A 12,790-nucleotide genomic window follows, 5' to 3' on the forward strand; every position below is an offset into this window, starting at 1 on the left:
GCAATCCCCATGACCAACTGGGTCTATCCCCTGGGTACCGCCGCCGACGGCCCGTGGGACGTTTCGATCGGCACGTCCGATTCCGTCCTGCCCGTTGCCGGTTGGGCGCATACTGGCCTGAAGGTTGCGACGCTGGCCGCGGGCACCGCCGTCGTTCTCCCTGCGGCGGACGAGGAACGCATTGTGGTGCCCCTCAACGGCGCCTTCAGCGTCACGGTTGACGGCACCAAGTACGACCTGGCCGGCCGCGGGTCGGTGTTCCATGGCCCCAGCGACGTCCTTTACTCCGGCACGGCGCGGGAAGTGAGCATTACCTCGGCCGACGGCGGCCGGGTGGCCGTGGCAACAGCCCCCGCCGGTGCCGGCTACCCCACGCGGCTGGTGACGGCGGCTGAAACGCCCGTGGAATTGCGCGGGGCCGGCAACTGCTCACGCCAGGTGCACAACTTCGGCACGCCCGCCGCCCTGGAAGCGGACCGGTTCATCGTCTGCGAAGTCCTCACACCCGCCGGCAACTGGTCCTCCTACCCGCCGCACAAGCACGATGAGGAAAAGGACGGCGAAACGTCCCTCGAGGAGATCTACTACTTCGAAACCCGGGTTGCGGCCGGCTCCGCAGCACCGGCGGACGCCGACGCGATCGGCTACCAGCGGGTCTACGCCTCGGACGAGCGGCCCATCGACGTCTCCGCCGAGGTCCGCACCGGCGACGTGGTGCTGGTCCCTTACGGCTGGCACGGCCCGGCCATGGCTGCCCCCGGCTACGACCTCTATTACCTCAACGTTATGGCCGGTCCGGGCCCGGTCCGGGAATGGCTCATCAGTGATGACCCGCACCATGGTTGGGTCCGCCAGGGCTGGGCGGCGCAGGATGTGGACCCCCGGCTGCCGTTCGGCGCCTGAACCCTGCCATGCCCCTGCTGACGCGGCGGGGTACCTGGCCGCAATGGCATAGTGGAGTCTTGTGAAAGAGACTTCCGGCGCCCGCCGGCCCGCGACCATGGCGGACGTGGCGCGCGACGCCGGAGTAAGCCGTGCCCTGGTCTCGCTGGTGATGCGGGATTCCCCCAAAGTCTCGCCGGCCAGGCGGGCCGCGGTTGAGGCCAGCGCCAGCGCCCTTGGCTATTCGCCGAACAGGCTGGCCAGCCGGCTTGCCAGCCGCCGGACCAGGACGCTCGGAGTGCTGTTCCTTGACCTGCACAACTCCGTTTTTGCCGACATCTACGACGGCATCACCGAAGCCTTGGTGGACAGCGGCAACCAGGTGATGGTGGCGGTGGGATCCGCCGATCCCCGGACCGAGATCGAAGCGGTCAGGAACTTTGTTGACCTCCGCGTGGACGGCGTGATCCTGGCCGGCTACACGGGTGCTGCGAACGAACTGGCAGCAGCGCTTCGCGGGACGGATGCCGTGGTGATCACCCGGGACCTCGGCTTGCCGGGCGTGGGCTCTGTGATGACAGACGACTTCCGGTCCGGCGTTATGGCCGTGGAGCACCTGTACGGGTTGGGGCACCGCCGGATCGCCCATGTGGACATCTCGGAGTGGATCCCCTACACCGCCCGCCGCGAAGGGTACCTGCACGCCATGAAGGACCATGGCCTGCCGCCCCTGTTGATCCACAGCGACATGACCGAGCGCGGTGGCCGGACCGTGATGGAGCAGTTCCTGGCTACCGGGGCCGAGCTGCCCACGGCCGTCTTCGCGCACAACGACCTCACGGCGATCGGCGTAATGGAAGCACTCGCGGGGGCGGGGCTGCGGGTGCCGGAAGATATGGCAGTGGTGGGGTGCGACAACATCGAGGTGGCGGCGTCACCCCTGATCGGGCTGACATCGATCGACCAGCACCCCGGCGAACTCGGCCGGCTGGCGGCCCGGGCCATGCTCCACCGGATCGATGGTGCCGGCGGGGTTGGCGTTCCGGCCGTGTCCCGAAAGCTGGAGCCTGCACTGCTGGTACGCCGTTCGTCGGATCCCGCCGCCGGGAAACCTTTGCCGGGAGGGCTGCCGCCGGACGAGCTGCAGAAAGGCTGAAGCCGGGCCCGCCGGGCTACCCGGTCAGCGCCGGGTAGCGGCCAGGTCTGCGGCCCCGCCAGCCAGCTGGCCGGCGTCGCGCGGGATTCCCTGGTGCGGGCCGCCGTCGTCCGCTTCGCTGGCGACTACTCCGGCGTCACGAACCTCCCCCGCACTGTCCCCCGCGCCCTTGGCGCTGCCCCGCTTGGCGGCGGCTGATGCAAACACCATCACGCCCAACCCCAGGATGGTGATGCCGGCGCCGGCCCAGATGGGTGAGGTGTAGCCCAGCCCTGCGCTGATGGTGACCCCGCCCAGCCAAGCGCCCAGGGCGTTGCCCACGTTGAACGCGCCAATGTTGGCGCCCGAGGCCAGAGTGGGGGCAGTGCTGGCGTACTTCATCACGCGCATCTGCAGGCCGGGAACCGTGGCAAAGCCAAAGCCGCCCATCAGCACCAGGGACACCACGGTCAGTGCCTGGTTGCCGGCCGTCAGCGCGAAGGCCACCAGCACCACGGACAGGACGGCCAGGACCACCACAAGGGTGCGGTCCACATTGCGGTCGGCCGCCCGGCCGCCCACAGTGTTTCCCACAAACAGGCCCACTCCGAAGACGATCAGGAGCCACGGCACGGTGCTGGCGGCGAATCCTGAGACCTCGGTCAGCGTGTAGGCGATGTAGGTGAAGGCACCGAACATGCCGCCGTAGCCGAGGATGGTCACCAGGATGGACAGCCAGACCTGGCCGGAACGGAAGGCCTGCAGCTCCCCGCGGAGGCCGCCGGCTTCCGCCGGTGCCCCTGACGTCTTGGGAACCAGGAGCAGGATGCCGGCCAGGGCGATCACCCCAATGCCTGTGATGGCCCAGAACGTTGCCCGCCACCCTGCAGCCTGGCCCAGCAGGGTGCCGAAGGGAACGCCAAGCACGTTGGCCGCGGTCAGCCCGGTGAACATCAGTGCGATGGCCGCCGCCTTCCGGGTGGGGGCCACCATGTCCGCGGCCACCACCGCGCCGATGCCAAAGAACGCGCCGTGGGCAAGGGCCGCGAGGATCCGGCCTGCCATCATGGGCCAGTATTCCGGCGCGGTGGCGGAGAGCAGGTTGCCGGCGATGAACAGGACCAGCAGGGCGGCCAGCACCGGTTTACGGTCGAACCGCGAGAGCGCTGCTGTGAGTCCGAGGGCGCCCACCACCACGGCCAGCGCATAGCCGGAGATGAACCAGCCGGCTGCGGCTTCACTGACGGCAAAGTCCGCCGCCACCTCAGGCAGCAGTCCCATGATGACAAATTCGGTGAGTCCGATCCCGAACCCTCCGAGTGCGAGTGCTAGCAAGCCAACAGGCATGGCGGTGCTCCTTTGAGCTGTACGTTGGGTGGAAAGGCGCCTAAGATAGTTGCAGGCGCGGTATTTATTGTTGCACAAGCAACTATCCCGCGCAAGCAACTACTTTTGCCTGCACAACAGCAGCTTCCGGGCCGCAGCGAGGAGCACACCATGGGCATCAAGGACGACGCCGTCGAGGTCCGGGCGCAGGGGTGGCGCACGCTGGCGGCCCTGCACGGCCTGATCGAAGGTGAGCTGGAACGATCCCTGCAGGCCGAATCGAAACTGTCCGTTGTCGAATTCACCGTCCTGGACGCCCTGAGCCGCCAGGACGGCTGGCACATGCGGATGCAGCAGCTGTCCCGGGCCACGGCATTGAGTCCCAGCGCCACCACCCGCTTGGTGAACCGGCTGGAGGACCGGGGACTCCTGACCAGGATCCTGTGCGACGATGACCGCCGGGGCATCTACACCGAGCTCACCGGCAGCGGCAGCAGCCTCCTTGCCGAAGCACGGCCCGTCCACGATGCAACCCTGGAACGGGCACTCGGCGAAGCCCAGGCGGTGCCGGAACTGGCTCCGCTGGTGGACGCGCTCCCCCGGCTGCACTCCGGGTCCCCGTCGGGCACACAAAACTCCCCCTAAGCGTGACTTAGGGGGAGCCTGCTGGTGTCGCTGTTACAGCTGGACGGCTGCGGAAGTGTCGAGCCGCACCGGGGCCCCCGTAGCCAGGGATTCCTGGGCTGCGTCGGCCACCCTGGAGGCGGCCACAGCGTCCTCGGGGGTGCAGGGGTTTTCCCTGCGGCCCAGGACCAGGTCCACAAACGCAAGCATTTCGGCGCGATATGCCTGATGGAAGCGGTCGGCGAAGGTTCGGTGCGGTTCACCGGCGGGAAAAGCCACGCCGGCTTCGGCAGACTTCAGTGCTGCCTGGCCATCCAGTCCCACCATCATTGAGTCGGCTGACCCTTGGATCTCCAACCGGACATCGTGCCCTGCGCCGTTGTAGCGGCTGGCCGCGACGCTGCCCAGGGTGCCGTCGTCGAACGTCACGATGGCCAGCGCGGAGTCCACGTCGCCCACCGCCCCGATGGCGGGGTCGCCGTTGTTGGAACCCTTGGCGTAAACCTCGGTGATCTCCCGGCCGGTAAGCCAGCGCAGGATGTCGAAGTCGTGGACCGAGACATCCCGGAACAGCCCTCCGGACGTGGCAAGGAAATCAACGGGCGGCGGCGCCATGTCGCAGGTCACGGCGCGCAGGGAATGGATCCAGCCCAGCTCACCGTCCCGGTAGGCTTGCCGCGCCGCGAGGTAGCCTGCATCAAAGCGGCGCTGATGCCCAATCTGCACCACGCCGCCTTGTTCCCGGACGTAATCCAGCACCGGCAGCGAGTCAGGGACGTTCATGGCCACCGGCTTTTCGCAGAAAACCGGGATGCCCGCGTCCACGCCGGCCTTGATCAGCTCCGGGTGCGTTCCGGTGCCGGTGGCGATGACAAGCCCGTGGATGCCCGAGCTGACCAGGGCAGCCACGGACGGCACAAACTCTGCCCCCAACCCGTCGGCGACCGCGCGGGCGTGTTCCTGCGCGACGTCCGTCAGCCGGAGCTCCAACGCAATTCCCTCACGGTTCAGGTCGGCTTGGAGGCCGGCGATGTTGGTGGCGTGCATAACGCCGATCCGGCCTACACCCACCAGGCCAAAAACGATTTTTTTCATGCTGTCGCCTCCTTGGCGTTCTTGGGACGCCTGCGGCGTGCTGCCGGGCCGGTCAATACGACACCTTGGTGAAGGCGCCGTCGCTATGCAGGGAACGGGTCATGGCCTGGGCCACGAGCGCCGCGTTCAGGCCGTCCCGGGCCGTGGCAAGCGGGGGCGGTTCTGCGCTGCGGAGCGCGGATACCCAGGCCTGGAGCTGCAGCCGATAGGCATCGGCGAACCGCGGACGCCAGTCTTCCGGGATGCCGGCGCTGGTTCGGCCGTCCTGGCGGCTGGCAAGGGCCGGCGGTTCCGGCAGCGCCAGGGTGCCGGCTTCCGAGACGACCTCGCATGCCGTGGTGTAGCCGTAATGCGCATTGAGGAAGAGTTCCAGGGTCACCATGGTCCCGTCACCGGTGCGCATCAGCATCAGCGCGGGGTCCCGCAGCCCGGCAGGGCTGTGCCGGGAACTGCGGCCTGCCTGCCAGGACACCTCAGTGATCGGCGAGCCCAGCAGCCAGGGAATCACGTCAAGTTCATGGATCGCCGAATTGGTGATTGCCGACTCGGTGCTGGCGCCGGGCCCGGACGCTGCGGTCCGGCTGGTGCAGCGGACCATCAGCGGCTCGCCCTGCGACCTGGCCGCCACGGCCTCGCGAAGCAGGACGTAGCCCGGATCAAACCGGCGCATAAAGCCCAGCGACAGCAGCGAGGCACCGGTTGCTGCCACAATGTCGTCGTCTGCCGCCACCACGTCCCGGCTTTCCAGCAGGGTGGGGGCCAACGGCTTTTCGCAGAGCACCGGGGTCATCGCCTCAAAGCATTCGAGCACCAGGCCTGCGTGGGTGGAATCGTGGGATGCCACAACCACAGCGTCCACGTCGCTGGAGTTGATCAGCTCGGAGGGATCGGTGGTGGTCCGCGCCGTGGGCGGCGCAGCTTCCGCGGCGCGGACCGCGTCGAGGTCGGCCACAAACGTGACTTCAGCCCCGCTGATGGTGGTGGAGAGGTTCCGGATGTGGTCGGCGCCCATAACGCCGGCGCCGATAACGCCCACGCGGATTGGCATACTGTGTCCCGTCTTTTGTGCGTTTTGGTCCGGTCAGCGGTGTTCGTTGACGTCTGCGACGTCGGCCTGGACTTCCTTGACGATGTCGTTGTGGCCGCCGAGCTGCTGGAGCTCGTGGGCGAGTTCGGCGAGTTCGGCGCCGCCGGCCATCTGGGCGGTGAGTTCGTCCAGGGTGATGTCTTTTTTGTCGTAGTAGCCGATCGAGGTGCCGCGCTTGAGGAGCAGGAACCTGTCTCCGACGGGGAACGCGTGGTGCGGGTTGTGGGTAATGAAGATGACACCCAGCCCACGGTCGCGGGCCTGGAGGATGTAGCGGAGCACCACACCGGATTGTTTGACGCCCAGGGCCGCTGTGGGTTCGTCGAGGATGAGGACTTTCGCACCGAAGTACACGGCGCGGGCGATCGCCACGCATTGGCGTTCACCGCCGGAAAGCTGACCGATGGGCTGCTCAACATCGCGCAGGTCGATGCCCATTTCCGCGAGTTCCTTTTTGGTGATGTCCTTCATCTGTTGCACGTTCAGGCTTTTGAAGGGGCCAAAACCGCTGGTCAGTTCCGAGCCGAGGAAGAAGTTCCGCCAGATCGGCATCAATGGGACCACGGCAAGATCCTGGTAGACCGTGGCGATCCCGGCGTCCAGGGCATCCCGGGGGGAGGTGAACTTCCGCTCCTCCCCCATGATCTTCAATGTCCCGGCGTCGTGCTGGTGCAGGCCGGCGATGATCTTGATCAGCGTTGACTTGCCTGCACCGTTATCGCCCAGGACGCAGGTAACCCGGCCGTTGTCCACGGCCATCGTGACATCGCGAAGGGCCACGATGTTTCCGTAGTTTTTTCCTACCGCGTCAAGGGACAACAGGTGCACCGGGGTGTGCGTGAGCGGGTCCTGCTCGTTCTGCAGCAGGGTCTGCTGGTCAATTTTGTTGGCATTCATGGATCCGGGTCCTTACTTCAGCTCTGCACGGCGTTTGACGATCAGGTTCACGATGGTGGCCAGCAACAGCATCAGCCCCAGGAAGAACTTGAACCAATCCGGGTTCCACTGCGCATACACGATGCCTTTATTCGCCATCCCGAAGATAAACGCGCCAACAGCGCCACCGACCGCCGAACCATACCCGCCGGTCAGCAGGCAGCCGCCGATCACCGCAGCGATGATGTAGAGGAACTCGTTGCCCACCCCCTCACCGGACTGCACCGCGTCGAAAGCGAACAGATTGTGCATGCCCAGCACCCAGCCGCAGAATCCCACGGCCATAAACAGCCCGATCTTGGTGGCTTTGACCGGCACACCCACGGCGCGGGCGGCGTTTTCGTCGCCCCCGACGGCGAAGATCCAGTTGCCCACTTTGGTGCGGAGCAGGACCCAGGATGCCACCGCAACCAGCACAATCCAGATAAATACAGTGTTTTTAACTTCCACCCCGCCAATGTTCACCGAGGAGGAAAACACGGCCTGCGCGGACGCGAACCCGTCCATCGTCGAAATTGAGGGGGACGACACACCCCCGCCGATCAGCCGGGTCAGACCCAGGTTCAGGCCTGTCAGCATCAGGAACGTCGCCAGCGTCACGATGAAGCTGGGCAGTTTGGTTTTCATCAGGATCCACCCGTTGATGTAGCCGATCCCTAGTGATACCACCAGTGCCAGGACCACCCCGACCCAAACATTCACGCTGAAGTACCAGCTGAACATCGAGGCCGTCAACGCCGAACTGATCACCGCCACGCCGGTGGAAAGGTCAAACTCCCCACCAATCATCAGCAGCGAAACGCCCACCGCCATGATCCCGATCGTGGAACTGCCGTACAAAACCGTCGCAAACGCGTTGGGCTGGATAAACGTCTGGGATACGGACGCGAAGAATACAAAAAGGACAATCGCGCCCACGAGGGCACCGACCTCAGGCCGGCCCAACAGCTTCTGCAACGGATTCCGCCGGCCAACACGTTCATCCACTACGGGCGGCCTGGTCAAAGTTTGAGTCATGATGTTCTCCTTCGTGCGGGCCCGGGGTCTCCCCCGGGCCCGTGGACAAACTGTTTAGCGGACGCCCTGCTGGGCGAAGGTCAGGGCAGCTGAAGCAGCGGCCTTGTCAACGACGGTGGGGCCGGTCAGGACGGGCTGTCCGCCACCGATCTTGAACCCGCCGCGCTTGTTCTGCCAGAGCGCATCAATGGAGCCGTAGCCCTGCAGCCACGGCTGCTGGTCAATCGTGAATAGGATCTCGCCGTCGGAGATTTTCTGGGCCAGGTCGGCGTTCATATCGAACGAGGCCACCTTGGCCTTGCTGCCTGCGGACGTTACGGCCTTGAGGATGGTCAGCGTGAACGGTGCACCGAGGCCGATGATCGAGTCGGCGTCCGCAGTGGCCTGGAGCTTGGCCGTCACGGTGGAGGAAACCTGGGTCATGTCCGTGCCGGCGACGTAAAGGATCTCGGTCTCCGGGAGCTTCTCCTTGACGCCTGCGCACCGGGCTTCGAGCCCCACGTGGCCCTGTTCCTGAATGACGCAGATCGGGTGCTGCAGGCCCTCGGCCTTGAGTTTGTCACCGGCTGCAGCGCCGGCCAGCTTTTCGTTGGAACCGAAGTGGGTGAAAGCGCCGAGCTGGGCCGAGACTGATTCGCCGGCGTTGAAGCTGACCACGGGGATCCCGGCGGCTGTTGCCTTCTTCAGCGCATCCTTTAGGGCGTCCGGCTTGGCCAGGGTGACGGCGATCCCATCAACCTTTTGGTCAATGGCCTGTTCAATCAGCTGGGCCTGGCGCCCGCCTTCCGGGTCGGAAGTGTAGAGAAGTTCAACGTTGTCCTTGGCCGAGGCTTCTTCAGCCCCTTTGCGGACAATGTCCCAGAAGGTATCGCCCGGAGCCGCGTGGGTGATCAGTGCGATTTTTATCCGGTCCGTCGTGGCCACCTGGCCGCTGCCTGCATTGCTGCCCGCATCAACCGGCTTGCCTCCGGTGCTGGAACAGGCGCTCAGGGCCAGCATGGGGACAACTGCAGCCATGAGTGCCGCCTTACGCCAGGAAAGCGTCTTCACGATAAATCTCCTTCGATTTTCCGGCTGGACCGGCGCATCCTTGCACCGGTTCGCTTGCCGTCTTCATTGATCATGGTGACTCGGACCACACATGTCAAGAGTTTGTACTGACATAAGTATGTACTTACGTGAGCAAATTGGCTTGAAGGCAAAAAATGACGTCGAAGGTGCAGTTTTAGCGCGCTCTATCCCTTATATGGCGCGGAACGCAGAACGGCCGCCCGTCGGGTGACGGGCGGCCGTTTTGCGCTGGAAAACGATTCGAAGGGGCTACTGGCGCTCTTTCACCACAAGATTCCGGAAGTAGTGCTCCAGGTCCTCGAGGCTCTTGTCCTTGGTTTCCGGAACGTACCTGGCGGCAAATGCGATCGCACCGACCCCCAGGACCGCAAACACAAAAAATGTGTTGGACAAGCCGATGGCGGCAAGGAGTTGGGGGAAGCCGAAGCCCACCAGGAAGTTGACGATCCACAGGACGAAAGCGGAGGCTCCCATGCCGAGGCCGCGGATCTTCAGCGGGAAGATCTCCGAGAGCATTAGCCACGTTACGGGCGAAATGGCACCCTGCTGGAACGCCAGGAACGTCACCGTCAGGGCCAGGATAACAAAGCCCCGGGCGGAACCCTCAGGCAGGATCAGCGAGAACACTCCGATCAGGACCAGGGCGGCGGTGGTTCCTATCTGTCCGGTGATCAGCATGCGGCGCCGTCCCACCCGGCCCAGCAACCAGATGCCTACAAACGTGGCAAGGACCGAAATCACGCCGTTTGCGATGTTCGCCGTCAGCGCGGCTTCACGGCCGAAGCCCGACTGCGCCAGGATCTGTGTGCCGTAATACATGATGGAGTTCACGCCGGTGATCTGCTGGATCACTGCCAGGCCCAGGCCCACAAAAAAGATGCGGCGCAGCCAGGGAATACCCAGGTCCTTCCACGTGCCCATTTTGGACTTGTAGTCCTCCACAGCCATGGCTTTGACCTCTTCGAACTCCGCCCGGGCCTCGGCTTGGGACCTGATGCGCTGCAACACGCTGAGGGTCTCCCCGAAGCTGCCCATGGAAGCCAGCCAGCGTGGGCTTTCCGGCATGAAGTTCATGCCGATCCACAGCGCGATGGCGGGCAGGGTGGCAATGACCAGCATCCAGCGCCAGATGCCGCCGGCTTCCCCGAAGGTGTTGCCCAGGTAGGCGTTGAAGATGAACGCCAGCAACTGGCCCGTGACGATCATCAACTCGTTCTGCGTGACGATCCGCCCGCGCCGGTCACTTGGCGAGACTTCGGCCAGGTAGACGGGTACCGTGACAGACGCTCCGCCCACCGCCAGGCCCAGGATGAACCTGGCCGCGATCATCACCTCGGTGGTGGGCGAGAAGGTGCAGGCCAGGGTGCCGATGAGGAATACCACGGCCAGGACCATGATCATCTTGCGGCGGCCGTTCCGGTCCGCCAGCCGGCCGCCCAGCAGCGCACCGAAGGCGGCGCCGAACAGCAGGGAAGAGGTGACCAGCCCTTCGGTCAGCGGCGTCAGGCCCAGGTCCTCCTGCATGTATGGCAACGCGCCGTTGATCACGCCGGTGTCGTAGCCGAACAGCAGGCCGCCGAAGGTGGAGATGATGGTGACCGTCCGGAGCGCCCGCTTGTGGTTGCCGGGCTGTTTGGTTGTGGTCTCCACGGGGATGGGGGACGTCATACGCTCACCTTTTGGATGTACTGGTTGATGGTGTCCAGCTGGTAGCGGGAGACCTCATCCGCGTGGTCGTCCTCCGCAAAGACACTGGAGACCATCACGGTATCGTCCCGGTCGAGGAAGCCGATTTCCTTCAGGCCGCCGAAGAACTCGTCCCAGTTGACGTCGCCGTCGCCCACTTTAAGGTGCTGGTGCACCCGGACCGGGTTTCCGGGTGGGTTGGTGATGTAGCGCAGCCCGTGCGAGGCGTGGTGGTCCATGGTGTCGGCGACGTGGACCAGGCGGAGCTTGTCGCCCGCTGCCCGCATGATTTCCAGGGGCGCGTCCTTCATGTGGAAGCTGTGCGACGCCACGTACACCAGGCCCACATTCTTGGAGTTCAGGCCCCGGATCACCCGGATCGCGGCCAGGCCTTCCTCAACGAAGTCGTCCGGGTGTGGGTCGATCAGCAGATCGATGCCTTCCCGTTCGATGATCGGCAGCAGTTCCTCCATGGAGCGGTAAAACGCCCGCTCGGATTCCTCGGCCTTTTCCGGCCGGCCGCTGAACTCGGTGTTCATGGTGCTGACGCCGAGGTCCACGGTGATCTGGATGGCACGCTTCCAGTACCGCACCGCGGCTTCCCGCGCGTCCTCGTCGGGCCCGGACCAGCGCAGGACCGGCAGCACGGAGGCGATCTCAATGTCCGCGTCCCGGCAGGCCTTCCGGAGTTGGCCCACCAGTTCATCATCCGCTTTGGGGTGGTTGTAAAACGGAATCAGGTCCTGGTGCGGAGTCATCTGCAGGTACTTGTAGCCGAGGTCCGCCACCACCTTCGGAAATTCAAGCAGGGTGTGCGAGTGGTGGTACGGCGTGGGGTCAAGGGCGATTTTCACAAAAACACTCCATTGTGGATCAGTTGGCGTGGCGGTCGAAGGACTAGTTGTAGAGGTCCGGCTTGGCCGCGAGCTTGACGGCAACCTTTTCGCCGTTCTTCTGCGCCTCGACGCCGGCTTCGCAGCAGGCAGCCGTCGCGTACCCGTCCCAGGCGGTGGGGCCGCCGATGCCGCCCTCAAGTGCCGCGTCCACCCAGGCCTGGATTTCGACGTCGTATGCGGCGCCGAAGCGCTCTTCGAAGCCGGGCGTGACGTTGCCTCCCCAGCGCCCGGCGCTGCGGGTGTAGGGTCCCTTGTCCCCGCCGATGCTGACGATGCCGTCCTCGAAGGACGCCTGGGTGGCAACTTCGTAGCCGAACCGGGCGTTGACGTAGATTTCGACGTCGGCCAGGACACCTGATTCGGTTTCGATCAGGACGTGCTGGGGATCGTGCTGGCCGGCGGGGGCATTTTTGGTGGCCTTGCCCATCCGGACCTGGACGCTGGTGATTTCCTCGCCGGTGAAGAACCGGATGGCATCAAATTCGTGCACCACGGAGTCGTTGATCAGCATCTCGTTGGTGAAGCCGGGCGGGGTTGTGGGGTTGCGGTGCTGGTGGTGCAGCATCAGCAGCTCACCGAGTTCGTGGTCGCGGATGATCTTGCCCAGGGACGCGTACTCGGCGTCGAAGCGGCGCATAAAGCCCACCTGGACGCGCTTGTGGCCCAGCGCCACTTCGGCTTCGACGATCTTCAGCGAGGATTCGGCGTCGGGGGTCAGCGGCTTTTCGCAGAGGATGGGGATGTCCTTCGCGATGGCCTTGAGGAGGATGTCCTCGTGCAGGAACCCGGGGGTGGCGATCAGGACGGCGTTGACGTCGCCGTTGTTGAGCGCTTCCCCGGCATCGGCCAGGGCCACGGCGCCGGGAATGCCTTCGATGGCTGCCTGGGCACGGGCCAGGTCAACGTCGACGACGGCGGCCACTTCGGCGCCGTGGATGCGGGTGTTGAGGCGCTGGATGTGGTCAGCGCCCATGCGTCCGGCACCGATGACGGCTACGCGCAGGGATTCAGTCATTGTTTTGTCCTTCGGAGTAA

General features: G+C 65.1%; 12 protein-coding genes. 3 read left to right on the plus strand and 9 right to left on the minus strand.

Going from position 1 to position 12,790, the window contains the following annotated elements; genetic code table 11:
• Positions 1 to 9 precede the first annotated feature (9 nt).
• On the plus strand, positions 10 to 903 hold the full coding sequence (gene iolB / locus ACU18_RS02440) for a 5-deoxy-glucuronate isomerase (RefSeq protein ID WP_050683946.1): 894 nt from the start codon (positions 10 to 12) through the stop codon (positions 901 to 903).
• Positions 904 to 964: 61 nt separating this feature from the next.
• Entirely contained in the window at positions 965 to 2,038 is a 1,074-nt protein-coding gene (locus tag ACU18_RS02445) for a LacI family DNA-binding transcriptional regulator (protein ID WP_050683947.1), read from the plus strand.
• A 24-nt stretch (positions 2,039 to 2,062) separates the two neighbouring features.
• Here ACU18_RS02445 and ACU18_RS02450 read toward each other — a convergent pair whose 3' ends face one another.
• Entirely contained in the window at positions 2,063 to 3,364 is a 1,302-nt protein-coding gene (locus ACU18_RS02450) for an MFS transporter (protein ID WP_082178138.1), read from the minus strand.
• 150 nt (positions 3,365 to 3,514) lie between these two features.
• Here ACU18_RS02450 and ACU18_RS02455 point away from each other — a divergent pair, with 150 nt between their 5' ends.
• Positions 3,515 to 3,988 (plus strand): MarR family winged helix-turn-helix transcriptional regulator, encoded by a 474-nt coding sequence (locus tag ACU18_RS02455; protein ID WP_050683948.1) that lies wholly within the window; start codon positions 3,515 to 3,517, stop codon positions 3,986 to 3,988.
• A 33-nt stretch (positions 3,989 to 4,021) separates the two neighbouring features.
• Here ACU18_RS02455 and ACU18_RS02460 read toward each other — a convergent pair whose 3' ends face one another.
• The 8 genes from ACU18_RS02460 to ACU18_RS02495 all read right to left on the minus strand — a co-directional run bounded on the left by ACU18_RS02460 (position 4,022) and on the right by ACU18_RS02495 (position 12,770).
• Positions 4,022 to 5,062: a Gfo/Idh/MocA family protein gene (locus tag ACU18_RS02460; RefSeq protein ID WP_050683949.1), complete on the minus strand. Its 1,041-nt coding sequence runs from the start codon at positions 5,060 to 5,062 to the stop codon at positions 4,022 to 4,024.
• Positions 5,063 to 5,114: 52 nt separating this feature from the next.
• Complete coding sequence (locus ACU18_RS02465) at positions 5,115 to 6,110, minus strand: Gfo/Idh/MocA family oxidoreductase (RefSeq protein ID WP_050683950.1); 996 nt, start codon at positions 6,108 to 6,110, stop codon at positions 5,115 to 5,117.
• A gap of 33 nt (positions 6,111 to 6,143) precedes the next feature.
• Positions 6,144 to 7,046 (minus strand): ATP-binding cassette domain-containing protein, encoded by a 903-nt coding sequence (locus ACU18_RS02470; RefSeq protein ID WP_050683951.1) that lies wholly within the window; start codon positions 7,044 to 7,046, stop codon positions 6,144 to 6,146.
• A gap of 12 nt (positions 7,047 to 7,058) precedes the next feature.
• The gene (locus ACU18_RS02475; protein WP_050683952.1) at positions 7,059 to 8,102 is read right to left on the minus strand and encodes an ABC transporter permease; all 1,044 of its coding nucleotides are present in this window, start codon (positions 8,100 to 8,102) and stop codon (positions 7,059 to 7,061) included.
• 54 nt (positions 8,103 to 8,156) lie between these two features.
• Positions 8,157 to 9,152, minus strand: a complete 996-nt coding sequence (locus ACU18_RS02480; protein ID WP_157370870.1) for a substrate-binding domain-containing protein — start codon at positions 9,150 to 9,152, stop codon at positions 8,157 to 8,159.
• Between the two features lie 270 nt (positions 9,153 to 9,422).
• The gene (locus ACU18_RS02485) at positions 9,423 to 10,841 is read right to left on the minus strand and encodes a sugar porter family MFS transporter (RefSeq protein ID WP_050683953.1); all 1,419 of its coding nucleotides are present in this window, start codon (positions 10,839 to 10,841) and stop codon (positions 9,423 to 9,425) included.
• Complete coding sequence (locus ACU18_RS02490) at positions 10,838 to 11,713, minus strand: sugar phosphate isomerase/epimerase family protein (RefSeq protein ID WP_050683954.1); 876 nt, start codon at positions 11,711 to 11,713, stop codon at positions 10,838 to 10,840. Before ACU18_RS02490 ends, ACU18_RS02485 begins: the two co-directional genes overlap by 4 nt.
• Before the next feature lie 43 nt (positions 11,714 to 11,756).
• Entirely contained in the window at positions 11,757 to 12,770 is a 1,014-nt protein-coding gene (locus tag ACU18_RS02495; RefSeq protein ID WP_050683955.1) for a Gfo/Idh/MocA family protein, read from the minus strand.
• Between the last annotated feature and the right edge of the window lie 20 nt (positions 12,771 to 12,790).

The organism is Arthrobacter sp. ZBG10, assembly GCF_001238605.1.
Classification (GTDB): Bacteria; Actinomycetota; Actinomycetes; order Actinomycetales; family Micrococcaceae; genus Arthrobacter.

Coding starts and splice junctions, on each gene's coding strand:
- ACU18_RS02455 (WP_050683948.1), top strand. CDS start 3,515: ATGGGCATCAAGGACGACGCCGTCGAGGTCCGGGCGCAGGGGTGGCGC.
- ACU18_RS02460 (WP_050683949.1), bottom strand. CDS start 5,062: ATGAAAAAAATCGTTTTTGGCCTGGTGGGTGTAGGCCGGATCGGCGTT.
- ACU18_RS02495 (WP_050683955.1), bottom strand. CDS start 12,770: ATGACTGAATCCCTGCGCGTAGCCGTCATCGGTGCCGGACGCATGGGC.
- ACU18_RS02485 (WP_050683953.1), bottom strand. CDS start 10,841: ATGACGTCCCCCATCCCCGTGGAGACCACAACCAAACAGCCCGGCAAC.
- iolB (WP_050683946.1), top strand. CDS start 10: ATGACCAACTGGGTCTATCCCCTGGGTACCGCCGCCGACGGCCCGTGG.
- ACU18_RS02475 (WP_050683952.1), bottom strand. CDS start 8,102: ATGACTCAAACTTTGACCAGGCCGCCCGTAGTGGATGAACGTGTTGGC.
- ACU18_RS02470 (WP_050683951.1), bottom strand. CDS start 7,046: ATGAATGCCAACAAAATTGACCAGCAGACCCTGCTGCAGAACGAGCAG.
- ACU18_RS02465 (WP_050683950.1), bottom strand. CDS start 6,110: ATGCCAATCCGCGTGGGCGTTATCGGCGCCGGCGTTATGGGCGCCGAC.
- ACU18_RS02450 (WP_082178138.1), bottom strand. CDS start 3,364: ATGCCTGTTGGCTTGCTAGCACTCGCACTCGGAGGGTTCGGGATCGGA.